General features: G+C 67.2%; 21 protein-coding genes and 1 pseudogene. 17 read left to right on the forward strand and 5 right to left on the reverse strand.

What is annotated here, in order from left to right; all coding sequences use genetic code 11:
* From bchY to G3T14_RS02925, 11 genes are all read left to right on the forward strand, one after another.
* Positions 1–1,578: a chlorophyllide a reductase subunit Y gene (gene bchY / locus G3T14_RS02875; protein ID WP_163639833.1), complete on the forward strand. Its 1,578-nt coding sequence runs from the start codon at positions 1–3 to the stop codon at positions 1,576–1,578.
* Positions 1,578–3,044: a chlorophyllide a reductase subunit Z gene (gene bchZ / locus G3T14_RS02880; RefSeq protein ID WP_163639835.1), complete on the forward strand. Its 1,467-nt coding sequence runs from the start codon at positions 1,578–1,580 to the stop codon at positions 3,042–3,044. Before bchY ends, bchZ begins: the two co-directional genes overlap by 1 nt.
* A gap of 116 nt (positions 3,045–3,160) precedes the next feature.
* Positions 3,161–3,376 carry a hypothetical protein gene (locus G3T14_RS02885; RefSeq protein ID WP_163639838.1) on the forward strand — a complete coding sequence of 72 codons (216 nt, stop codon included), beginning with the start codon at positions 3,161–3,163 and terminating at the stop codon, positions 3,374–3,376.
* Positions 3,377–3,497: 121 nt separating this feature from the next.
* Entirely contained in the window at positions 3,498–3,719 is a 222-nt protein-coding gene (pufB, locus tag G3T14_RS02890) for a light-harvesting antenna LH1, beta subunit (protein WP_163639840.1), read from the forward strand.
* A gap of 13 nt (positions 3,720–3,732) precedes the next feature.
* Positions 3,733–3,921 (forward strand): light-harvesting antenna LH1, alpha subunit, encoded by a 189-nt coding sequence (gene pufA, locus G3T14_RS02895; RefSeq protein WP_163639842.1) that lies wholly within the window; start codon positions 3,733–3,735, stop codon positions 3,919–3,921.
* Positions 3,922–4,087: 166 nt separating this feature from the next.
* Entirely contained in the window at positions 4,088–4,912 is an 825-nt protein-coding gene (gene pufL / locus G3T14_RS02900; RefSeq protein WP_163639844.1) for a photosynthetic reaction center subunit L, read from the forward strand.
* Between the two features lie 17 nt (positions 4,913–4,929).
* Positions 4,930–5,907, forward strand: a complete 978-nt coding sequence (pufM, locus tag G3T14_RS02905; RefSeq protein ID WP_163639846.1) for a photosynthetic reaction center subunit M — start codon at positions 4,930–4,932, stop codon at positions 5,905–5,907.
* Positions 5,904–6,995, forward strand: a complete 1,092-nt coding sequence (gene pufC / locus G3T14_RS02910) for a photosynthetic reaction center cytochrome PufC (RefSeq protein ID WP_163639848.1) — start codon at positions 5,904–5,906, stop codon at positions 6,993–6,995. Before pufM ends, pufC begins: the two co-directional genes overlap by 4 nt.
* A gap of 306 nt (positions 6,996–7,301) precedes the next feature.
* Positions 7,302–7,427 carry a type B 50S ribosomal protein L36 gene (gene ykgO / locus G3T14_RS02915; RefSeq protein ID WP_055886195.1) on the forward strand — a complete coding sequence of 42 codons (126 nt, stop codon included), beginning with the start codon at positions 7,302–7,304 and terminating at the stop codon, positions 7,425–7,427.
* 86 nt (positions 7,428–7,513) lie between these two features.
* On the forward strand, positions 7,514–8,128 hold the full coding sequence (locus tag G3T14_RS02920) for a tetratricopeptide repeat protein (RefSeq protein WP_246732882.1): 615 nt from the start codon (positions 7,514–7,516) through the stop codon (positions 8,126–8,128).
* 6 nt (positions 8,129–8,134) lie between these two features.
* The gene (locus G3T14_RS02925; RefSeq protein ID WP_163639850.1) at positions 8,135–9,148 is read left to right on the forward strand and encodes an alpha/beta hydrolase; all 1,014 of its coding nucleotides are present in this window, start codon (positions 8,135–8,137) and stop codon (positions 9,146–9,148) included.
* A 79-nt stretch (positions 9,149–9,227) separates the two neighbouring features.
* On the opposite strand, the gene pyk is transcribed toward G3T14_RS02925, so the two are convergent.
* The gene (pyk, locus tag G3T14_RS02930) at positions 9,228–10,664 is read right to left on the reverse strand and encodes a pyruvate kinase (RefSeq protein WP_163639852.1); all 1,437 of its coding nucleotides are present in this window, start codon (positions 10,662–10,664) and stop codon (positions 9,228–9,230) included.
* A 1,009-nt stretch (positions 10,665–11,673) separates the two neighbouring features.
* Here pyk and G3T14_RS02935 point away from each other — a divergent pair.
* Positions 11,674–12,729 carry a hypothetical protein gene (locus G3T14_RS02935; protein ID WP_163639859.1) on the forward strand — a complete coding sequence of 352 codons (1,056 nt, stop codon included), beginning with the start codon at positions 11,674–11,676 and terminating at the stop codon, positions 12,727–12,729.
* A gap of 967 nt (positions 12,730–13,696) precedes the next feature.
* A pseudogene (locus tag G3T14_RS02940) lies at positions 13,697–14,686 on the forward strand (Ldh family oxidoreductase).
* A 46-nt stretch (positions 14,687–14,732) separates the two neighbouring features.
* Here G3T14_RS02940 and G3T14_RS02945 read toward each other — a convergent pair.
* Positions 14,733–15,149, reverse strand: coding sequence for a DUF1036 domain-containing protein (locus G3T14_RS02945; protein ID WP_163640147.1), 417 nt, complete (start codon positions 15,147–15,149; stop codon positions 14,733–14,735).
* A gap of 82 nt (positions 15,150–15,231) precedes the next feature.
* Complete coding sequence (locus tag G3T14_RS02950) at positions 15,232–16,539, reverse strand: glycerate kinase (RefSeq protein ID WP_163639861.1); 1,308 nt, start codon at positions 16,537–16,539, stop codon at positions 15,232–15,234.
* Between the two features lie 258 nt (positions 16,540–16,797).
* Here G3T14_RS02950 and G3T14_RS02955 point away from each other — a divergent pair, with 258 nt between their 5' ends.
* From G3T14_RS02955 to G3T14_RS02965, 3 genes are all read left to right on the forward strand, one after another.
* Positions 16,798–17,541, forward strand: coding sequence for an N-formylglutamate amidohydrolase (locus G3T14_RS02955; protein WP_163639863.1), 744 nt, complete (start codon positions 16,798–16,800; stop codon positions 17,539–17,541).
* Positions 17,542–17,588: 47 nt separating this feature from the next.
* A complete protein-coding gene (locus G3T14_RS02960; RefSeq protein ID WP_163639865.1) occupies positions 17,589–17,897 on the forward strand; it encodes a DUF1244 domain-containing protein in 309 nt (102 codons plus the stop codon).
* 197 nt (positions 17,898–18,094) lie between these two features.
* A complete protein-coding gene (locus G3T14_RS02965; RefSeq protein WP_163639867.1) occupies positions 18,095–18,361 on the forward strand; it encodes a DUF2312 domain-containing protein in 267 nt (88 codons plus the stop codon).
* A gap of 167 nt (positions 18,362–18,528) precedes the next feature.
* Here the strand turns inward: G3T14_RS02965 and G3T14_RS02970 are convergent, their stop codons facing one another.
* Positions 18,529–18,687: a hypothetical protein gene (locus G3T14_RS02970; protein WP_163639869.1), complete on the reverse strand. Its 159-nt coding sequence runs from the start codon at positions 18,685–18,687 to the stop codon at positions 18,529–18,531.
* Positions 18,688–19,068: 381 nt separating this feature from the next.
* Between G3T14_RS02970 and G3T14_RS02975 the strand changes: the two genes are divergently transcribed.
* Positions 19,069–20,187, forward strand: a complete 1,119-nt coding sequence (locus tag G3T14_RS02975; protein ID WP_163639871.1) for a helix-turn-helix transcriptional regulator — start codon at positions 19,069–19,071, stop codon at positions 20,185–20,187.
* Between the two features lie 15 nt (positions 20,188–20,202).
* On the opposite strand, the gene G3T14_RS02980 is transcribed toward G3T14_RS02975, so the two are convergent.
* Positions 20,203–21,696, reverse strand: a complete 1,494-nt coding sequence (locus G3T14_RS02980) for a DUF882 domain-containing protein (protein WP_348645200.1) — start codon at positions 21,694–21,696, stop codon at positions 20,203–20,205.
* Positions 21,697–21,927 lie beyond the last annotated feature (231 nt).

Genomic DNA, 21,927 nt, shown 5'->3' on the forward strand with positions numbered 1-21,927 from the left:
ATGTCCGTCACCCTCGACATCGCCGATCTGCGCGCCCGAAAGGAGCGCCCCGCCTCGACCCTGGTGGCCGCGGCCGCTCCGGCCGAGGTGGTGAACCTCGCCGCCGTCAAGAGCGACGGCCTCGGCTGTCACTCAGGCAAGGATGCTATGCGGGCGGCCGCCGAAGCCGCCGGGATGTCGGAGACGCTGGCGCAGCTGCAAAAGGATTATCCGCAGGGGCCGCACGACCAGCCCCAGAGCATGTGCCCGGCCTTCGGATCGCTCCGCGTCGGCCTGCGCATGCGCCGCACGGCAACGATCCTCTCGGGCTCGGCCTGCTGCGTCTACGGCCTGACCTTCACGTCGCATTTCTACGGCGCCAAGCGGACGGTGGGCTACGTGCCGTTCAACTCCGAGACCCTGGTCACCGGCAAGCTGTTCGAGGACATCCGCGAGGCGGTGTTCGATGTGGCCAAGCCCGCCGAATACGACGCCGTCGTGGTGATCAATCTCTGCGTCCCCTCCGCCTCCGGCGTACCGCTGCGGCTGCTCCCGAAGCAGATCGACGGGGTCCGCATTATCGGCATCGACGTCCCCGGGTTCGGCGTGCCGACCCATGCGGAAGCCAAGGACGTGCTCGCCGGGGCGATGCTGAAATTCGCCCGCACAGAGGCCGAGCAGGGTCCGGTCCAGGCGCCGCGCGCCGGCCGCTCCGAGCGCCCCACCGTGACGCTGCTCGGCGAGATGTTCCCCGCCGATCCGGTGGTGATCGGCGCCCTGCTGGAGCCGCTCGGGCTCAGCGCCGGCCCGGTGGTGCCCACCCGCGAATGGCGCGAGCTCTACGCGGCGCTGGATTGCGCGGCAGTGGCGGCGATCCATCCGTTCTACACCGCCAGCATCCGCGAATTCGAGGCGGCAGGGCGCCCCATCGTCGGTTCGGCCCCGGTAGGTCATGACGGCACCGCCGATTGGCTCGACCGGATCGGCGAGGCCTGCGCCGTCAAGCGCGAGACCGTGGAGCTCGCCAAGAACCGGCTGCTGCCGATGATCAAGGGCGCTCTGCAGGCGACGCCGATCAAGGGCCGGATCACCCTGTCGGGTTACGAGGGCTCGGAACTTCTGGTCGGGCGCCTGCTCGTCGAGAGCGGCGCGGATCTGCGCTACGTTGGCACCGCCTGTCCGCGGACGCCGTATTCCGAGGCCGACCGCGAGTGGCTCGAAGCCCACGGGGTCGTGGTGCGCTACCGGGCGTCCCTCGAGGACGACCTCGCGGCGATGTTCGAATACCGGCCCGATCTCGCCATCGGCACGACGCCGGTGGTGCAGAAAGCCAAGGCGCTGGCGATCCCGGCCCTCTACTTCACCAACCTGATCTCGGCCCGTCCGCTGATGGGCGTCGCCGGGGCCGGCTCCCTCGCCAAGGTGATCAACGCCGCGCTCGGCAACCGCCACCGCTTCGACACCATGCGCGATTTCTTCGCCGGGGTCGGCGAGGGCCATACCGCCGGCATCTGGGAAGACGTGCCCAAGCTGCGCAAGGCAGTGGCCAGCGTTCCCCGGGGCAAGCCCGCTCACGATCCGATCGGGGAGATGGCCTGATGCTCGTCCTCGATCACGATCGGGCCGGCGGCTACTGGGGCGCCGTCTACGTCTTCACCGCCATCAAGGGGTTGCAGGTGGTCATCGACGGTCCGGTGGGCTGCGAGAATCTGCCCGTCACCTCGGTGCTTCACTACACCGACGCGCTGCCGCCGCACGAACTGCCCATCGTCGTCACCGGCCTGGGCGAAGAGGAACTCGGCCGCCACGGCACCGAGGCCGCGATGAAGCGGGCGCATGCCACCCTCGATCCGGCCCAGCCGAGCGTGGTGGTCACCGGCTCCATCGCCGAGATGATCGGTGGCGGCGTCACTCCAGAGGGGACCAACCTCCAACGCTTCCTGCCGCGCACCATCGACGAGGACCAGTGGCAGGCGGCCGACCGCGCCATGGCCTGGCTCTGGAACGAGTACGGTGCCCGCCGCTTCGCCAAGAAGGGTATCCCGGCCCGCCCCGCGCGCAAGGAGGGGGTCCGCCCCCGGGTCAACCTCATCGGACCGGCCTACGGCACCTTCAACATGCCGTCCGATCTTGCCGAGATCCGCCGCCTCGTCGAGGGCATCGGCGCCGAGATCAACCTCGTCTTCCCGCTCGGCTCGCATCTGGCCGACGTACCCGCCCTGGTGAACGCCGACGCCAACATCTGCCTCTACCGCGAGTTCGGGCGCCTCCTCTGCGAAGCGCTGGAGCGGCCCTACCTGCAGGCACCGATCGGCATCCACTCGACGACGAAGTTCCTGCGGAGCCTCGGCGACATTCTCGGCCTCGACCCGGAGCCCTTCATCGAGCGCGAGAAGCACACCACGATCAAGCCGATCTGGGACCTTTGGCGCTCGGTGACGCAGGATTTCTTCGGCACCGCGAGCTTCGGCATCGTCGCCTCCGAGACCTATGCCCGCGGCGTGCGCCACTTCCTCGAAGACGAGATGGGCCTACCCTGCCATTTCGCGGTGGCCCGGAAGGCTGGCGCGAAGACCGACAATGCCGAGGTCCGCGAGCTTATCGCGACCAATCCGCCGCTGGTGCTGTTCGGCTCGTTCAACGAGCGGATGTACGCCGCCGAGGCCGGATCGCGGGCGATCTTCGTCCCGGCCTCGTTCCCGGGCGCGATCATCCGGCGCCACACCGGCACGCCGTTCATGGGGTTCTCGGGGGCGACCTACCTCGTCCAGGAGGTCTGCAACGCCCTGTTCGACATGCTCTTCCACATCCTGCCGCTGGCCCGCGACATGGATCAGGTCGAGGCGACCCCGGCCCGGATGCACCGCGAACTGCCCTGGGACGAGGCGGCGCGCGCCCGGCTCGACGCTCTGGTCGAGGCCCAGCCGGTCCTAGTGCGAATCTCGGCGGCCAAGCGCCTGCGCGACGCGGCCGAGCGCGCCGCCCGCCATGCCGGCGAGGCGCGCGTCACCCCCCATCACGTCGAGCGGGCCAAGGCCGACTCGGCCCTCGGAGTGGCAGCATGAGCGCCGCTCCGTCGCATCCCCTTTCCGGTCTGGACGGCGCGGCGCCGTTCGACCGGGCCTTGTCCCGCTTCACCGGGCAAGCGTCCCGCCGCGGAAGCCCCAGAGGAGACCGTCCCATGCAGCGTTCGCCGAACATGGTCTCGCGCCAGCACCAAGAAGCGGTCGAGTTCCGCCTCATCCTGGCGGCGACCTACCCGTTTTTCCTCGTCGCGGCGCTGATCCAGCGCCTTGCGCCGCCGGCACGCGGAGCGATCCCGCAGCACCGGCGCTCCGTCTTCGGTGAAGCCAAGGCCATGGCGGTCTCGGCGATCCCGTTCGTCTTCATGGGCTGAAAAGCCCGAACAGGCTCCCATCCGAACAGGGCGGGAAGGACCGTCGCACTCGCGGCAGCGAGAGCGACGATACCCGCCGCGCCGATTCCGGGCGCGGTCAGTCAACGCGGAGGTTTAACCGATGGCTAATGGCATAGTCGAAAAACCGAGCAGCCTGTCCGGGCTGACGGAACCGGAAGCCAAGGAGTTCCACGCGATCTTCCTGACGAGCTTCATCATCTTCACGGCCATCGCCGTGGTCGCCCACATCCTGGTGTGGATGTGGCGCCCGTGGCTGCCGGGACCTAAGGGCTACGCCGCCCTCGAGACGGCGGCGCACAGTCTCGTCTCGATGATCTCCTGAGGAGGATCGCACCATGCATAAGGTTTGGCTTCTCTTCGATCCGCGCCGCACCCTGGTGGCACTCTTCACCTTCCTGTTCATCCTGGCGCTGCTGATCCACTTCATCTTGCTCAGCACCGACCGGTTCAACTGGCTCGAAGGCCCCAAGATGCAGAAGGCGGCGCAAGCGCAGTCGCTCGTGCTTCCGACGATGCCCGCCTGACGCGCGCGTTTCGGCTCAACTCCGCGAGGCCCCCTCCCCCAAGGGGGAGGGGACCCGCGCTCGAATCGACAAGTCGCGTTCAGTCGACGTGATCCGAGACATCGCGGCCAGACAAGACAACACGCCCAAAAAACAAGACTGACGCTGGAGCCGGGAGAGTTTCGCGATGGCGATGCTGAGTTTCGAACGAAAATACCGCGTCCGCGGCGGCACCCTCATCGGCGGAGACCTGTTCGATTTTTGGGTGGGTCCGTTCTTCGTCGGCTTCTTCGGGGTCACGACACTGTTCTTCTCGGTGCTCGGCACCGCCCTCATTATCTACGGGGCGGCTCTCGGGCCGACCTGGAACATCTGGCAGATCAACATCGCGCCGCCCGACCTGAAATACGGCCTGGCGCTGGCCCCGCTCAAGGAAGGCGGCCTCTGGCAGATCATCACCTTCTGCGCGGTGGGCTCATTCGTGTCCTGGGCGCTGCGCGAGGTCGAGATCTGCCGCAAGCTCGGCATCGGCTACCACGTGCCGTTCGCCTATGCGGTGGCGATCTTCGCCTACGTCTCGCTGGTGGTGATCCGCCCGTTCCTGATGGGCGCCTGGGGCCACGGATTCCCGTACGGCATCCTGTCCCACCTCGATTGGGTTTCGAACACCGGCTACCAGTACCTGCACTTCCACTACAATCCGGCTCACATGCTGGCGGTGTCGTTCTTCTTCACGACGACCTTCGCCCTGTCGCTGCACGGCTCGCTGATCCTGTCGGCCACCAACCCGGCCAAGGGCGAAACCGTGAAGACGCCCGAGCATGAGGACACCTTCTTCCGCGACACGATCGGCTATTCGATCGGCACCCTCGGCATCCACCGGCTCGGCCTGTTCCTGGCCCTGTCCGCGGGCTTCTGGAGCGCCGTCTGCATCATCATCAGCGGACCGTTCTGGACCCGTGGTTGGCCGGAATGGTGGGGCTGGTGGCTCAATCTCCCGGTCTGGCGCTAGAGGGGAACCAGAACGCCATGGCTTACTATCAGAACATCTTCACCGAAGTTCAGGTCCGACCGAAGGTTCCCGAGCTCGGCGTGCCCGTCGCCGTCGACCATCGCTGGGGCAAGCCGTTCAACAGCTACCTGCTGGGCCTGTTCGGCAACGGCCAGGTCGGCCCGATCTACATCGGCTATCTCGGCGCGCTTTCGGCCGTCTGCTTCCTGATCGCCTTCGAGATCGTCGGCCTCAACATGCTGGCCTCGGTGAACTGGAGCCCGATCCAGTTCGTGCGGCAGCTGCCCTGGCTCGCCCTTGAGCCGCCGCTGCCGAAGCACGGCCTCAAGATCCTGCCGCCGCTCAACGAAGGCGGCTGGTGGCTGATCACCGGGTTCTTCCTCACCAGCTCGATCATGTTGTGGTGGGTGCGGCTCTACCGGCGGGCGCGGGCCCTCGGCCTCGGAACCCACGTGCCGTGGGCCTTCGCCAGCGCCATCTGGCTCTACCTCGTGCTCGGCTTCATCCGGCCGATCCTGATGGGGTCGTGGAGCGAGGCGGTGCCCTTCGGCATCTTCCCGCACCTCGATTGGACCGCCGCCTTCTCGCTGCGCTACGGCAACCTCTTCTACAACCCGTTCCACATGCTCTCGATCGTCTTCCTCTACGGATCGACGCTTCTGTTCGCCATGCACGGGGCGACCATCCTGGCGGTGAGCCGCTTCGGCGGCGAGCGTGAGATCGACCAGATCGTCGATCGCGGCACGGCCACCGAGCGCGCCGCTCTGTTCTGGCGCTGGACCATGGGCTTCAACGCCACCATGGAATCGATCCATCGCTGGGCCTGGTGGTTCGCAGTGCTCACCACCCTCACCGGCGGCATCGGCATCCTGCTCACCGGTACCGTGGTCGACAATTGGTACCTCTGGGCGGTCAAGCACGGCGTCGCCCCGTCCTATCCGCAAGTCTACGCGCCGATCGTCGATCCCTTGAGCGTTCCCGGGGGGGCCCAATGAAAATCTTCTTCGTCGTCCTGGGAGCTTCGATCGCCTTCTTCCTGACGGTGGCGATGTTCGGCACCTCGGGCTGGACCCGCCCCCCGCTCGCCACCGCCCAAACCGGCTATCGCGGTACCGCGATGGACCAAGTCCACACCAAGGCCGGATTGGCCGAGGTGAAGGAGGCCAACGTCGCGCCCGCCGCCGCCGATCCGGCGGAGGAGGACGGGGAACTCGCCGGCAAGACCTACGAGAACGTCCAGGTTCTCGGCAACGTCACCACCAACGAGTTCAACCGCCTGATGGCCTCGATGACGGAGTGGGTCGCCCCCGAGCAGGGCTGCACCTACTGCCACAACACCGAGAACATGGCCGACGACAGCCTCTACCAGAAGCGCGTCGCCCGCCGGATGCTGCAGATGACCCAGCACATCAACAGCGACTGGAAGGCCAACCACGTCGGCAGCACCGGCGTCACCTGCTACACCTGTCACCGCGGCCAGCCGGTGCCGGCCAACATCTGGTTCACCAATCCGGGCCCGAACCACTCGTCCGGCTTCGTCGCCCGCAACAACGGGCAGAACATGGCCTCACCCTCGGTCGGCCTCGCCTCGCTGCCCTACGACACCCTCACCGAGTACCTCGCCGACAAGAACATCGACAACAACGCCATCCGGGTGAACGGGACGACGGCCCCGCCCACCACCAAGGGCAAGCCGATCCAGGATGCCGAGAAGACCTACGGCCTGATGATCCATATGTCGGAAGGTTTGGGGGTCAACTGCACCTTCTGTCACAACACCCGGGCGATCTCGAACTGGTCGCAGAGCACTCCTCAGCGGACCACCGCCTGGCACGGCATCCGGATGGTGCGGGACATCAACGGCAACTATCTCGAGCCACTGGCCTCGACCTTTCCCCCGAACCGCCTCGGTGTTCTGGGCGACGTGCCGAAGGTCAACTGCACCACCTGCCACAATGGCCAGAACAAGCCCCTCAACGGCGTGAACATGGTCGACAGCTACCCCGAGCTCACCAAGAGCACGGTGTTGGCCGGGACTCCGCCGGCCGATCCGACGGCGCCCGCCCCCGCGCCCAATCCCTGAGGACGACATTCGCCCTCGGGCGAGTCGAAAGGCTCATCCCGATCAGACGGTCGCCGGCGCTCCGCCCGGCGGCCGTTTGCGTTCGCGCCGGATTGCGGGGACGCACCTCATCGCAGGTGCATCATCGCAGGCACATCATCGCAGGAAGGAGACGCGCGAGCCTTGCCTTGGCCGCGCGAATCCTGATAAGGCAACCGCCTTTCCGCGATGCGTCGACGCACATCGCCGAGGCCGCCCTCTCAGGTGCCTCGTTCCCGAGACCCTATGGACAGGCGGCGGGCTCACAGCCCGGCCGACGTGAGACCGATGAAGATTCGCAACTCCCTCAAGTCCCTGCGTGGCCGTCACCGGGACAACCAGATCGTGCGCCGCAAGGGCCGGGTCTACATTATCAACAAGACCCAGAAGCGCTTCAAGGCGCGCCAGGGCTGATCCGACAGCCATCCTGCGGGGTGGCGCTCCGGGGCGCGTCAAGCGTCCCCGTTGACGGATGGGGCCGGTGCGAGGAAGCTCGCGCCATGCTTCGCTCGCTCCCTCATCGCCTGTCGATCCACGCCGCGCTCGTCGCGGCGTTCTGCGTTGTGTTGGGCTCGGCCACCTGGGCCGTGCCGACGGCGAAGCCCGAACCACCGGCACCGAAGGCCGCTCATCCGGCGATCAGCCTCGACGATCTCTACGCCCGTCTGAAAGCGGCCGATGACGATGCCGAGGCGAAAGGGATCGCCCGCCTCATCGAGCAGCGCCTCGGTCGTTCGGGCAGCGCCACCGCCGACCTGCTCACCGAGCGCGCGCGCCAGGCCATGAGCAGTCAGGATTACCCCCTGGCGGTGGAACTGATGGACCGCGCCGTCGCCCTCGAGCCCGGCTGGTCCGAGGGGTGGAACCGGCGCGCCACGGTGTTCTGGCTGCTCACCGACCAGATTGCGGCCATCGCCGACCTGCAGCGGACCCTGGTGCTGGAACCCCGGCATTACGAGGCCTGGGCGGCCCTGGGCCGGATCTACCTCGCCACCGACGACAAGCGGCGGGCTCTCGACGCCTTCCGCCGCGCCGCGGCGCTCTATCCCCGCATGGAGAAGCTCCAGAGCGCCATCGACCGGCTCGCGCCGGACGTCGACGGCCGCGACCTGTAATCCGCCATGCTGGTGCTCAAGGGACTCGCCACGCTGTTCGGCGCGTGTATCGGGCTGATCGCCCTCGTGTTGATCGTCGGCGCCGTCGTGACGCTCATCGTTACCCTGCGGATCGGCGCCCGCTTTCCGCCGGAGGGTCCGTTCGTTGCGGTGGACGGAGGACACCTCGCGACGATCATGGACGGCCCGACCCCGTCTTTGCGCGGGACCGTGGTGCTGCTGCACGGCGCCTCCGCCAACGCCTCCGACCCCATGGAGGGCGTCGGGCGCCTGCTCGCACGACAGGGCTTTCGCGTGGTCGCCTTCGACCGGCCGGGCTTCGGCTGGAGCGACCGTCTCGGTGGCCGCGAGATGGCGACGCCGGCTGCGCAGGGCACGGCGATCGCGCAGGCGCTGAAGGCGCTGGGACTCGGCCCGGCGATCGTGCTCGGGCATTCCTGGTCGGGGGCGCTCGCCACCGCCATCGCCCTCGATCATCCGGACCGGGTGTCGGGCCTCATGCTGGTGGCACCGGTGGCAATGCCGTATCCGGCCGAGGGCACGTTGCCCTGGTACTACAGCCTCGCCCTGAAGCCGCCGGTGGCGTGGTTGCTCAGCCGGACGCTGGCGACGCCGCTCGGCCTGTACTACCTGCCGCGCGTGGGCGGGGCGGTGTTCAAGCCGCAGGATCCACCGGCCGGCTATATCGACCGCAGCCGCGCCGCCCTGGTGCTGCGGCCCGACACGATGCTGGCCAACCTCTACGATCTCATCGGCCTGCCGGCGGCGATCGCCGCCCAGGCGCCGCGGTACGGCTCCATCACGGCGCCCACGGTGGTGGTGGCGGGCGATGCCGACGCCGCCGTGCCCTTCGAGCGGCAGGCGGTGCCGTTGGCCGCCGCGATCCCCGGCGCGACCCTGGTGACGCTGCCGGGCATCGGCCACATGGTGCAGTACGTGGCCGCCGACGCCCTGGCGGCCGAGGTCGGGCGCCTCGCCGACCGGATCAACGCCGACCGGCATGAGCCGGTCGCGCCGTGAGAGCACAGACCGGATTCGTCCCCGGCGCTCTGTCGGACGCGCAAATCCCCCTCCCGAATGGGGGAGAGGGGTGGCCGGCTCAGGCCTTGGCCGCGTGCTCGCGCGTGACGAAGGCGATGCGCACGAGGTTGGTGGCGCCCGGCGTCCCGAACGGCACGCCCGCCACCACGATGATGCGGTCGCCGATATCGGCGAAGCGCTCGCGCACCGCGAACTTCGCCGCCCGGAACGCCATGTCGTCGACGTCGCTGGCATCGTTGGTGACGATGGGGTGCGTGCCCCAGCACAGAGCGAGGCGCCGGGCGGTCTCGCGCTTCGGGGTCAGCGCGATGATGGTGGCGTTGGGCCGCGAGCGGGCGAGCCGGAGCGCCGTCGAGCCCGAATGGGTCCAGGCCATGATCGCGGTGAGCTTCAGGGCATCGACCATCTGGTGCGCGGCGGCCGCGATGGCATCCGAGGCCGTGGCGTCGGGCTCGGACCGCTGCGCGGTGAGGATGGTCCAGTAGAGCGCGTCGCGCTCCACCTGCTCGGCGATGCGGCTCATCATGGTGATGGCCTCGATCGGGAAGGCGCCCGAGGCGGATTCCGCCGACAGCATCACCGCGTCGGCGCCCTCGTAGACGGCGGTGGCCACGTCCGAGACCTCGGCGCGGGTGGGCACCGGTGCGGTGATCATCGATTCGAGCATCTGCGTCGCCACCACCACGGGCTTGCCCATGCGTCGCGAACTGCGGGTGATGCGCTTCTGCACGCCGGGCACCTGCTCCAGCGGCATCTCCACGCCGAGATCGCCGCGCGCCACCATGATCCCGTCGGAAACCTCGATGATCTCGTCGAGACGGGTCAGCGCCTGCGGCTTCTCGATCTTGGCCATCACCAGCGCGCGGCCGGCGGCGACCTTCTTGACCTCGGCCACGTCCTCGGGACGCTGCACGAAGGACACCGCGATCCAGTCGGCGCCGGCATTGAGGGCGGCATCGAGATCGCCGCGGTCCTTCTCGGTCATGGCCGCCACCGGGATCACGGTGTCGGGCAGCGAGACGCCCTTCCGGTTCGAGATGCGTCCGCCGATCACCACCCGGGTCACCGCGCGTCCCTCGGACACCTCGGTCACGATGAGCCGCAGCTTGCCATCGTCGAGGATGACGACGTGGCCGGGCTCCAGCGCCGAGAGAATCTCCGGGTGGGGCAGGAACACCCGGGTGGCGTCGCCGGGGGTCGGATCGCTGTCGAGGACGAAGGCGGCGCCGTTCTCGATGATCGCCGCGCCCTCCACGAAGGCCGCCACGCGCAGCTTCGGCCCCTGCAGATCGACGAGGATCGCGATCGGGTGGCGCAGCTCACGCTCGATGGTGCGGATGACCTCGATCTTCTCCGGCAGCTTTTCGCGCGGAAGATGGCTCATGTTCAGCCGGAAGACGTCGGCACCGGCACGAAACAACTTCTCGATCATCTCCGGCGTATCCGACGCCGGACCGAGCGTGGCGATGATCTTCGTGCGGCGAGAACGTTTCACAGGTTGCTCCATCCCGAAAGTAAAGGCCCCGCCGGTTTCGAAACGACCGGACGTTGAGCGAAGCGCCACAAGCACCGATGGGGCCAGCGCGTCAAGGACACGCCGCGCAGCCTACCCTCCGTCCATGACGGTGCGATGTGGTGAGCACAGGGGTGCGGCCCCGCCGCCGAGTCCGGCGCGGGGGATTTTATGAGAGGCAAGGACGGGAGACGCGGGACGCCGCGAAACCACGTTTTTGAAAGTTTTACCGGTTTCCCGGCGTCCCTCGGCCCGGCCCCATCCTCGGGGCCGGTCCCTTCACGTCACGGCGTCGTCTCACAGCGTCGGCGACTCGGCTGGTGGCGGCCCTCCTCCGCGACCCGTCGCCCCTTGGCGGGAGCGGCGGCCCACGGCGGCCGGCTTATCAAGGCCCATGGCCCCGTTCCGCCTCGTAATGGGCGGACCGTCCGTTGTCTGGCGATGTCCCAGGATACCGGGTCCGGCCCGAAAGGGCCTACCCGTCCGAGACACCTTGCGTCGCACGGCGCGGCCCGGGGCGATGGCGACACCGGGCCACCGACGCAGGCGCCGTCTCCTCCCCCCAAGCCCCCCGACCCGGTCCGCCGGAGGGCCTCCCTCGTGGGAGGCGAATGGCGGCATATAGGCAGATTATAGGAATATTGTCAAGATTTTTGCGACTGAGTATTTGGCAGGATTGGCGGGGACGATCGCTCCTCGCCTTTGGCGTAGGCGGGATGAAGTCAGAGGCGATGGGCTGCTGTCGACCCAACTCAGTCGTTTCGGTTCCCCAACGCAATGCTCGGAAGCAGACATTAAGCAAGACGCCCCTGTACGATAAAAGCAGGTCGAGAAGCGCAGCTTTACTCAGAGGACCGCAGCAATACGTCGAACTTCCGGTTTATGTTGCAAAATTACATCTTATCGAAAATTCCACAAGAATCAGGTGGATTAGCAGTTGTCATATGCGTCTACGACGCGGAATATTTACGTGTACTAATAAGGTTCGACGATGCAGAATCAGACTCGAATATCTGCAACATTGATGATCTGTGTTATGCAGGGATCGTGCGCGCTGTCGCCCTATCAACTCGAAGATCCGAGCACTATCGCCGGATTAGGCCCAAGAATTTCGGATGTAGTTAAATCTATACGCTGCGAAGTTAGTATTTTTATAGTAGAAAATAAGCTGCGTAGCAGTTTAATATCGCCGATATTGGCAAAAATTCAGCGTGATACTCTTCGTGGAGCAGACGCGGCCGTGGCGGATGGCGTCGCAGCCGTCCGACAGTATCCGTTCATCGACATAGATGCTAGGCAGTTTGCCTCACTTAATATCGATCTTAAGAATATTGATACTAGGACCCTGACTTTGGGGTACGATTATTTAAAGCCTGCATTAGCAAAGAAGACAAGGCAAATGCTTGATGGTTCGGTCGTCAAGGGCTTTGGTGGGTCGTACGCTGAGACTAGAACCTTCGAGTTTGTTCAACCCCACGCAATCCCACAAAATGCAGATCTCGGTCCTGCTAAATCATATTCTCCGAAAGGGGAGCGTCCACCAGTTGCCGCCCAATACTCGACTATCTACAACGCTCAGCCTCTAGCAGATACTGACTTCTATTGCTTCAAGTCGCTTTATAATAGTAAAAGCCGTGATCTGGCAGCGGCGACTAACGAATTACAGCATCTTGTGAGGAGCGATCTAGGCTGGACCGAATATGAAAACTTCACTCGTATCCACATCGGTGACAGCACGTTGGCACAGTGGCTGCAAAACGCCTCTTCCGAAATGGTGAGGAATGAAAAGACTATCTATCCTACTTCGGAGAATTTATTTGTAGGACAATTAAGTTACTCTTTTACTCTTGACGTGAAACCAGATATAAATGGAAAGTATTCATTAATTTCTGGGTTTATAAATCCTTTTGGGGTCAGCTTCGATGCATCTCTGGAGCATTCAAGCGCATATACTATAGTACTTAATACTAACTATGCCGCTCAGGCTTTGGGTGCCTCCAGCGGTAATACGTGCAACAGCGAAGCTCCCGGCCCCCCCTGTTTATGATGGCCTCGCAATCCGGCTCTCTTGCGATCCCGACGGTGCCATCCAACATAACAACGATGCGTTGGGCTGAGGGTAAGCTAATGAAATTTGGTTCCGTCGCCGCTTTTGCCGTCCTCGCGACGGACGTTTCAGGGGCTTTTGCTCAGGCTCCACCGCCCATTCAGCGGGCACTGCCGCCATCCGCAACGACGGTGCAGCGGGTTCCGTCCGCCTTGGGCTACGAAACGCCCGCCACTTCAAGCCATGGGAGGGACGCTGCGATCAACACCTTTAGCGGTGGTTCGCAGAAGCCCGACGTCACCTTGCCCTATGCGACTGGTGCCCCGTTCGGGGGCCGTCCGGCGCCCGCCCAACGCTGAGGTCTATGGTTCATATTTGACGGGTGAGGCCGATTTATTAGTATCGAATCGCTCATTCTAAAACAAGGAGAGTCAGTTTTTAGTAAATCTGTTGCCAAACTGCTGTATCTGCAGCTTTCGCTCGGGTGGGATACTGCGGAAAATTCCAATACCGATTGGTCGCATGTTTGCTCTCGTTTCAAGTCTTCGAATATTTCCGAACATACCGAATGCGCTGGGAGGCGAGGGTCCGAATTTTGGCCAACTCCCGATGAGTGCTACGGGCGCGATTCTAACCTGAGAACCCCTCTATCGTAGCGTCCGGTTTTGGGGGCGGTTAGTAAATGACTGTACGGCGCCAATGAGCGCGAAACCGTCACTTGCCGTTCCCCAAGCGAACGGCCGCTTCTCTGATCTCGACTATCGTAACCGGACCGGCAAAACTCCACCAATAGGCGACGACAGCAAGCACCAGGGTCGAGGCACCAGAACAGCTGACAGCGGATCATCCCGTCGCACCGATTCCACGCGGAAGCCCGGGACCGAGCCCCGCCCGGTTCCCTTCCCCCCAACGGCAAGGCACAAGACCTCCGGGCGAGCCGACCGTCCGAGAGGATGACCCTGGACCAATGCCGAATCTGACACTCGAGGCCGCCCACGCGCTCGCGGTCCGCACCCTGGTCCGCTGCGGCACGGGGCGGGACCCCGCCGAGAGCACGGCCCGCGCCCTCGTCGGCGCCGAGGCCGATGGCCTGCGTACCCACGGGCTGATGCGGCTGGTGGCCTATGGCGAGCAGGTCCGTACCGGCAAGGTGGTGGGCGATGCCGTCGTGACCGTGGAGCGGCCGCGGCCCGGCCTGCTCGCGCTCGATGCCGGCCACGGCTTCGCCTATCCGGCCCTCGACGCGGCCGTGGCGCAGCTCCCCGCACTCGCCCGCAGCCAGGGGGTGGCGGCCGCCGCCATCCGGCGCTCGCACCATTGCGGGGCCGCCGGGCGCCCGGCCGAGGCCCTGGCGGGGCAGGGGCTGGTGGCGCTGCTGTTCGCCAACGCGCCGGCCTCGATGGCCCCCTAGGGCGGCAACCGGGCCGTGTTCGGCACCAACCCCATCGCCTTCGCCTGCCCACTGCCGGGGCGCGATCCCATCGTGGTCGATCTCTCCCTGTCGAAGGTGGCGCGCGGCAACATCGTCGCCGCCAAGCAGCGCGGCGCGCCGATCCCCGAAGGCTGGGCGGTGGATGCGGCCGGCAACCCCACCACCGACGCCACGGCGGCGCTCGCCGGCACCATGATCCCGCTCGGGGATGCCAAGGGCACCGCCCTCGCGCTGATGGTGGAGCTGCTCGCCGCCGGCTTCGTCGGGGCGCGCTTTGCCGGCGAGGCGACCTCGTTCCTCGATGCGGTCGGTGAGCCGCCCGGCACCGGGCAGCTGATCCTGGCCTTGGACGCCACCGCCTTCGCGTCCGCCGCCCTGGAGCGGTTCGCGGTGCTGGCGGCGATGATCGAGGATCAGGACGGCGCGCGCCTGCCCGGCACCCGCCGGATCGCCGCCCGCGCCCACGCGGCGGATGCGGGCATCACCGTGTCCGAGACCCTGCTCGCCGAGATCGAGGCGGTGTGACCGTCGGTTCGGCGGTTTTTGGGCCGGGTATCGGATCGCGAAGCCCTTACGGGGCCGGCGCCATCGGCTGGTTCGGGTCGGTGAGCTGGATCGTCCAGCTCTTCTGTTCGCCGGTATCGACCTCGTAGAAGCCGTTGCGGTCGAAGCCGCGGGCGAGGCAATCCTCGACGCCGCGAATCGTGAATTCGCGATCCTTGGTGCACATCAGCGAGCGGCCGCTCCACTCGCCGCCGCGCGTGTAGTCGACGGCGAAGACGTAATAGAACCGCGCGGCGAGCGCGCCCTTCAGCAGGGTCTCGCAGGCCTTGGGCGCCACGTCCCACCAGCCCTCCGTCACCCAGCCCTGCGTGTCGCGGTAGCCAAGGGCGATGCCGACCTTGCTCGGGGTGAGATTGCACATCCGCAGGTCGGCGCGGGCCGGGGATGCGGCGAGGAGGAGGGCACCGAACAGCGACGCCGCCAGAACCCTCGCCCCGATGCGGGGAAGGGTGCCTGCGGAGCACGCGGGAGAGGGAGCAGAGCCGTGCGGCCCGCGACTCAGTGTTTCAACCGACAAGGATGATCCGGCAATCGTTGACATTGGTGCGGGTGGGACCCGGTTGGACGAGATCGCCGATCGTGTCGAAGAACTTCGTCGAATCGTTGTCGAGGAGCATCGCGGCCGGGTCGAGACCGGCCGCGCGCGCCCGCGCCAGGGTGGTGGGGTCGACGAGGCCGCCGGCCGGGTCGGTGGCCTCGCCACGTCCGCCATCGGTGCCGTCGGTATCGGCGGCGATGCCGAAGATCGTCTCGGCGCCGTCGAGGGCGATGGCCAGCGCCAGGGCGTATTCCTGGTTCGGACCGCCATGGCCCTCGCCCTTGATCGTCACGGTGAGTTCGCCGCCGGAGATGATCGCGACCTTGCGGCCGGCCGCCGCCATGTCGAGGGCGAGGCGGGCATGCTCGGCGGCGACCTCGCGGGCCTCGCCTTCCACATCGGGGCCGAGCATCACCGGCTCGTAGCCGGCACGGATCGCGGCGGCGGAGGCCGCCTCGAGCGCGTCGATGGGCCGGGCGATGATGCGGTACTCGGCCCGCGCGAAGGACGGGTCACCGGCCTTCGGCGTCTCGTTGGCGGGGTCGTTCAGCAGCGCCTTGGCGGTCTCGGGCAGCGGAATGCCGCGGCGCTCGCAGATCGCGCGGGCATCGGCCAGGGTCGAGGGATCGGGCACGGTGGGGCCCGAGGCGATCACCGCCGGATCGTCGTGCGGCACGTCGGAGATCGCCAGGGTGAGGATCGAGCGGGCGTTGCGCGCCATCATGGCCAGGCGGCCGCCCTTGATCCGCGACAGGTGCTTGCGCACGCAGTTGATCTCGTCGATGGGCGCGCCGGAGCGCAGCAGCGCCTTGGTGATCGCCTGCTTCTCGGTGAGCGTGAGATCGCCGGCGGGGGCGATCCAGTTGGCCGAACCGCCGCCGGAGAGCAGCACCAGCACGTCGTCGTCCGGCCCGGCATCGGCGGCGATGCGCAGGGCGTCGGTGGTGGCGTCGATACCGGCCTGATCCGGCACCGGATGGCCGGCCTCGACCATGCGGATCATCGGCGCCTCCTCGCCGTAGCCGTGGCGCGCCACCGCGAGCCCGACGATGCGGCTCGGATCGACCCCATGCTCCTCCCGGTAGAACCGGCTCGCCACGGCGGCCATCGAACCGCCGGCCTTGCCCGCGCCGAGGATGATCAGCCGGCCCTGGCCCGGGGCGGGCAGGTGCGGCACGAGGCAGCGCGACGGGTGCGCGGCGGCGATGGCCTCGTCAAGGAATCCGAGCAGGAGCGTGCGGGAGGCGGCGTAGTCGGCGGGGGAGGGCGCGGTCATGGCGTGTCCGTGTATCTCGCGGGTCCGTGGATCTCGTAGGTCGATCGATGCCGCCCGGTGGTTTGCCACCGATTGTTGCCGTCGCGGCGCGATCCGCGATACGTGCTGTGCCCGACGCCCGCCGTTGCGGCAAGCGTCGCACCTCTCAACAAGCGTCGCACCTCTCAATAAGCGCCGCAGTCCCGCCACGCACCCATGCGCAGGGAGCGGCCGGGGCCTTGCATCGCCGCCCCACGCCCGAATCGGATCAGCGAGCCCATGCCGCCACCTCATCCCGTCGAGACCGTGCCGGGCGATCCCGCCCGCGGCCTGCTGCTGATCTGCGAGCACGCCGCCAACCACGTGCCGGAGGATCTCGCCCAGCTCGGGATGCCGGAGCACGAATTCGCGCGCCACATCGCCTACGATATCGGCGCCGCGGAGGTGACCCGGCTGCTTGCCGCCCATCTGAACGCGCCGGCGATCCTCACCCGGTTCTCGCGCCTGATCATCGATCCGAACCGCGGCCGCGACGACCCGACCCTGGTGATGCGCCTCTCCGACGGCGCCATCGTGCCCGGCAACGCCCGCATCGACGCGGCGGGCAAGCAGGAGCGGATCCGCCGGTTCTACGCTCCCTTCGACGCGGCCGTGGACGCCCATGTGGAGGCCGCGATGGCCACCGGCGTGGCGCCGGCCATCGTGACCATCCACAGCTTCACGCCGTTCTGGCGCTCGGTGCCGCGGCCCTGGCACGTCGGCATCCTGTGGGACCGGGACGACCGCATGAGCGTGCCGTTGATTGCCGGCCTGCGCGCCGATCCGGCCGACCTCACGGTGGGCGACAACGCGCCCTATGGCGGCGGCCTGCCCGGCGATACCATCGACCGGCACGCGCTGGCCCGTGGCCTGCCCAACGCCCTGGTGGAGATCCGCCAGGACCTCATCGCCGCGGAAGCCGGCCAGAGCGAATGGGCGGCCCGCTTCGCGCGACTCCTGGCGCCGCTGCTGCCGCCGGCTTGACGGATGCGCGACGCGGGCCGACCTCTCCGGCGACAGGAGAGGCTTCCATGACCGAAATCGAGACCACCACCCGCACCGAACTCGAGGCGGCCGTCTTCCGCCGTCTCGTGGCTCACCTTCAGGCACGCACCGACGTCCAGAACATCGACCTGATGACGATGGCCGGGTTCTGTCGCAACTGCCTGTCGAACTGGCTCAAGGACGCGGCCGACGCGGCGGGCGTCGCGCTCACAAAGGACGAAAGCCGCGAGGAGGTGTACGGTATGCCCTATGCCGAGTGGAAACGGCTGCACCAGACCGAAGCGACGCCCGAGCAACAGACGGCCTTCACGACGGCGGCGGCCGATCCGCATTGAGGCATCGGCGTCGATGAAATAGGCCCGGTTTCCGGCAGAATCCGACGTGGGAACAACGACTTACCGCGTCGAGCCGGCGACCGCACCCGGTTCGACGCCGTAAGGACCCGGTAAGCTTGACGGCTTATCGAAGCGGTTCCGGCGCATGCGAGCAATTTCGCGATGCGCCCCCTCGTATCAGGGACTTTGAGACGATCATGGCCGCATCCGCCGCACCCGCCGTCGACGCCTCCTCGGTTGCCGCCGACCAGCTCAAGAGCTTCATCGAGCGCATCGAGCGCCTCGAAGAGGAGAAGGCCGGCCTCGCCTCCGACATCAAGGACGTCTACGCCGAGGCCAAGGGCACCGGCTTCGATGTGAAGGCCCTGCGCAAGATCGTCTCCCTGCGCAAGAAGGACCATGCCGAGCGCCAGGAGGAGGAAGCCATCCTCGAACTCTACATGCAGGCGCTCGGGATGCTGTAGGCCGAATCGGTCACAGCGATCGCGACCGGCTTCATCCTAGTAGGGGCAGACGGGGGTCCGTCTCGATGGCAGATCGGGCCCGCCATGCCGGAGCCGAGCCGGTGAATCCGGCACGGTGGCCGGGTGCAGGAGAGACTGAAGCCCTCGAAAGGGCCTGCGTCCCGGGCTTAGCGGAACAGCGGCAGCGACGCGCCGATCGGGATCAGCCCGGCCAGAATCAGGAAACCGGCGATCCGTTCGAGAACCGCGCCGCGGTGCGGATAGCGGCGCGCGACGTCGACCAGAACAACGCTTCCGACCAGACACGTAACGCTGAAGACGAACATCGCAGGCGCTCCAGAGCCTTTGCGGATTTTCGGCCTGAATCCGTGACAGACGCGACGATACCCGTCCTCCCTCATTTGCAGGACATTGAATATGCTCTTGACTACGCAGCGTCAGGCTTATCGGAACACAAAATAGAGCGTTGATTCGGCCCCGCTTCGCGGCTTGAGCGAATATCCATCCAATAAATTGGTGTCTCGAAAAATCCCCGCCACCGCACGATAATTACAGAATCAGTCCGGTACCGGTCCAATTCCATTCCAATGGATCTTGAGCGTACGGCTCAGGTATGCTCCATTTGCGGGTGTCGACTGGGGCCCGCGCATGATCCGTCACGGTTACACGCCATCCGCACTGCAAAGCCGCCGTCGCGTGCGATGGACATGAGCGGCCTCCGCGAAGATCGGCTGGCCGCCGTCATCGACCGTTTCTACGAGACGGCGACGCAGCCCGAACTGTGGCGGGTGGTGCTGGCGGAATATGCCGACGCCCTGGGGGCCGATGGTGCCGTGCTGTTGCCGGGGCCAGCGGCACCGATGATGCCGAACTGCACCGCGTCGCTGGACGAACTCCTGGAGACCGGAATGCGCGAGCACTGGCTCGCGGACAATCCGCGACTGGTCCGCGGAATGCGGGCGCTCACCGACACGCGCCGCGTGGTGACCGAATCAGAGATCTTCACCCCCGACGAACTCGACCACCTTCCGTTCAACGCCGACTTCATCGGACATTTCGGCTACCGCTGGTTTGCCGGCATCTATCTCGTGCCGGCCGGCGGGCAGAGCATTCTGCTCTCGGCCGAGCGCAGCCGCCACCGGGAGAGGTTCTCGCGCCGCGAAATCGAGAGCATCGAGCGGGCGATCCCCCATCTCCAGCGCGCCGGACAGATGGCGCTGCGGCTGGCCGAAGCGCGCGCCGACGGCGCGCTGGACGCCTTCGACATGATGCGCTGCGGCGGGATGCTGCTGGACGCGACGGGGTCGGTCCTGCGGATGAACGCACGGGCCCGCGACCATCTCGGCCACGGGCTGACGGTGCTGAAGGGAACCATCTTCACCCAGCACGGGCCGACCAACGCCGCACTGGGCAAGCTGATCGGCAGCGTCCTCCACCACGGGCCGCCGAGCGCCGCGCCGCCGCGGCAGGCCGTCGCCATCCCCCGTCCGGACGGACCGCCCCTGGTGGTCCACGCCGCCCCGCTCCCGGCGGTGACCCACGACGTGTTCCAGCGGGCTCGGGCCATGCTGATGGTGATCGACCCCACCGACGAGGTGGCGCCCAGCGGCGCGCTGATGCGCCAGGCCTATGGCCTCACCGCTGCCGAAGCGCGCCTGACCGATGCGCTCGCGCTCGGATGCGACCTCGTCGAAATCGCGGATGCGCACGGGGTGACGGTGGCGACCCTGCGCAGCCAGCTCAAGGCGGTGTTTTCCAAGACCGGCACCAACCGTCAGGTCCAGCTCGTCAATCTGATCGGACGGATGTCCGGCAGGCTGCTGTAGGGCGCCTGCGCGTCTTCAGCGACTGCCCGGAACCGGACGCGTGGCCGATCCCGAGAAGCGGGCGGCGGTGAGATCGTCGCCGGACGCTCGCATGGTGAAGCGGGTGGCGACGGCGGCGGCCGGCTGCGCGACGAGGCCAGCGGGCGCACCATCGGACTTGGCACGGGCCACGGCGACACGCACCGGCGCGGCGCGACTCGCCGGCTCGGGATCGCCCTGGGCCGCGGCGGCGAACAGGGCACGCAGCTGCGTGCGCGAATCGGCATTGGCCGGGATCAGGCGCGCTGCAGCCACCGCGGCGGGGGCGAGATTGGCCATGCCGGCGGTACCGAGGCTCGCCAACTGGATCGGCGGGCGCACCGGCGGCAGCGGCATCGACAGGGCGGCCGCGATGGCGGCGAATTCCGACGGACGCCGCGGCGGCATCGGAACCACGGTGTGGAGGGATTCGACGGCGGGCGCAGCGATCTGCGTCTCGGTGGTCGGCGTCTCGGCGGTCGGCGTCTCGGCGGTCAGAAGACTTTTCGCATCGCGACCGTCGCGGCGCAGCAGCGCGGTCTTCAGAGTGTCGCTGGCGGCGGGCGCGGCGTAGGCGAGGGCGGCGCGGGCGCCGGTCTGGTCCTCGGGATCGGCGCTGGCGACCAGCACGGTCGGCTTCACGCGGGTCCTGGCCGTTGCGGCCGGGGGAGCGGCGGGCTCGCTGGACGAGCCGCCACCGAACAGGCTCGCGAAGAAGCCCTTGATGCTCGGGCCGTCATCCTCGTCCATCTGGGCGACCTGGGTGATCCCCAGAACCGTGCCGCCACGGGCCAGAACCTCGGCACGGGCCTGCTCGTAGCCGGGCAGCGGCCGGTTGTCGGAGGGCAGGTGGACGGTCTTGCCGTCGGGGAACAGGCGGGCGAGCTGCTCGTGGGTCATGCGGGGCCAGGAGCGCACCGAGCCGACGTCGAGGTGAACGAAGGGCGAGCCGGCCCGCGGATACCAGCCGACGCCGCCGCGCTGCATCTGCATGCCGACGGCCCGGATCTGGTCGATGGACACGTCGGGCAGATAGAAATCCATCGCCTTGCCGAGCATGTGCTGGCTGTATTCGGCCACCATCTTGGAGCGGCGGCGCAGCATCGCGTTGGTGCCGGGCGAGCGATAGGCCGAGACCACGGTGATCGGCTCGGACGAGCCCACCGAACGGTAGGCCTCCCACACCGTATCGAACAGGCGCGGGTCCATCTTGATCGGCTCGTCGACCCGCCAATCGCGCAGGAGCCAATTGAGCTGCTCCAGGGCGGCGCGGTCGTAGCGACCATCGCGCTTGAACGTGACGGTGAGGCTCTCCTTGGTATGGCTGTGATAGATCGAGAGGGTGCGGGTGTCGCCGTTGGCCACCGCGTTCTGCGTGCCGCGGGTACCGGCGACGAGCGCGAGGGCGATGCCGGAGGCGGCGATGGCGAAGCGCCGGAGGCGCGGGCGACGCTCGGCCGTTTTCAGCCCGTCTCGCAGCAGCTTACGCACGATCTCTCACCCTCTGCCAGACCGCGTGTGTGACGCGCGGATCATGGTGAACGCAAGGTTGCCGAAAACCGTAAACGTCCGGTTAGCGGGTCCTCGGCGGTTCGCCGGTTGCCGACGTTAACGGCTAGGTTTCAACCGTGGCGAAATCGTGCACGGGCGTGTGGCGCCGCACGCCGCGGATAGCGATAAACGGCCCCCGTGTCTTCCAGGCAACACCAGGGCGGTGGCAGG

The sequence above is a fragment of the Methylobacterium sp. BTF04 genome (genome assembly GCF_010692745.1).
Lineage (GTDB): Bacteria > Pseudomonadota > Alphaproteobacteria > Rhizobiales > Beijerinckiaceae > Methylobacterium.

Bases quoted from the DNA above. Each gene is read 5' to 3' on its own strand.
- bchY (WP_163639833.1), top strand. From the start codon at position 1: ATGTCCGTCACCCTCGACATCGCCGATCTGCGCGCCCGAAAGGAGCGC.
- bchZ (WP_163639835.1), top strand. From the start codon at position 1,578: ATGCTCGTCCTCGATCACGATCGGGCCGGCGGCTACTGGGGCGCCGTC.
- G3T14_RS02955 (WP_163639863.1), top strand. From the start codon at position 16,798: ATGCCGCCACCTCATCCCGTCGAGACCGTGCCGGGCGATCCCGCCCGC.
- G3T14_RS02975 (WP_163639871.1), top strand. From the start codon at position 19,069: ATGAGCGGCCTCCGCGAAGATCGGCTGGCCGCCGTCATCGACCGTTTC.
- pufA (WP_163639842.1), top strand. From the start codon at position 3,733: ATGCATAAGGTTTGGCTTCTCTTCGATCCGCGCCGCACCCTGGTGGCA.
- pufC (WP_163639848.1), top strand. From the start codon at position 5,904: ATGAAAATCTTCTTCGTCGTCCTGGGAGCTTCGATCGCCTTCTTCCTG.
- G3T14_RS02925 (WP_163639850.1), top strand. From the start codon at position 8,135: ATGCTGGTGCTCAAGGGACTCGCCACGCTGTTCGGCGCGTGTATCGGG.
- G3T14_RS02935 (WP_163639859.1), top strand. From the start codon at position 11,674: ATGCAGAATCAGACTCGAATATCTGCAACATTGATGATCTGTGTTATG.
- G3T14_RS02885 (WP_163639838.1), top strand. From the start codon at position 3,161: ATGCAGCGTTCGCCGAACATGGTCTCGCGCCAGCACCAAGAAGCGGTC.
- G3T14_RS02960 (WP_163639865.1), top strand. From the start codon at position 17,589: ATGACCGAAATCGAGACCACCACCCGCACCGAACTCGAGGCGGCCGTC.
- G3T14_RS02970 (WP_163639869.1), bottom strand. From the start codon at position 18,687: ATGTTCGTCTTCAGCGTTACGTGTCTGGTCGGAAGCGTTGTTCTGGTC.
- pufB (WP_163639840.1), top strand. From the start codon at position 3,498: ATGGCTAATGGCATAGTCGAAAAACCGAGCAGCCTGTCCGGGCTGACG.
- G3T14_RS02965 (WP_163639867.1), top strand. From the start codon at position 18,095: ATGGCCGCATCCGCCGCACCCGCCGTCGACGCCTCCTCGGTTGCCGCC.
- ykgO (WP_055886195.1), top strand. From the start codon at position 7,302: ATGAAGATTCGCAACTCCCTCAAGTCCCTGCGTGGCCGTCACCGGGAC.
- pufL (WP_163639844.1), top strand. From the start codon at position 4,088: ATGGCGATGCTGAGTTTCGAACGAAAATACCGCGTCCGCGGCGGCACC.
- G3T14_RS02920 (WP_246732882.1), top strand. From the start codon at position 7,514: ATGCTTCGCTCGCTCCCTCATCGCCTGTCGATCCACGCCGCGCTCGTC.
- pufM (WP_163639846.1), top strand. From the start codon at position 4,930: ATGGCTTACTATCAGAACATCTTCACCGAAGTTCAGGTCCGACCGAAG.
- G3T14_RS02950 (WP_163639861.1), bottom strand. From the start codon at position 16,539: ATGACCGCGCCCTCCCCCGCCGACTACGCCGCCTCCCGCACGCTCCTG.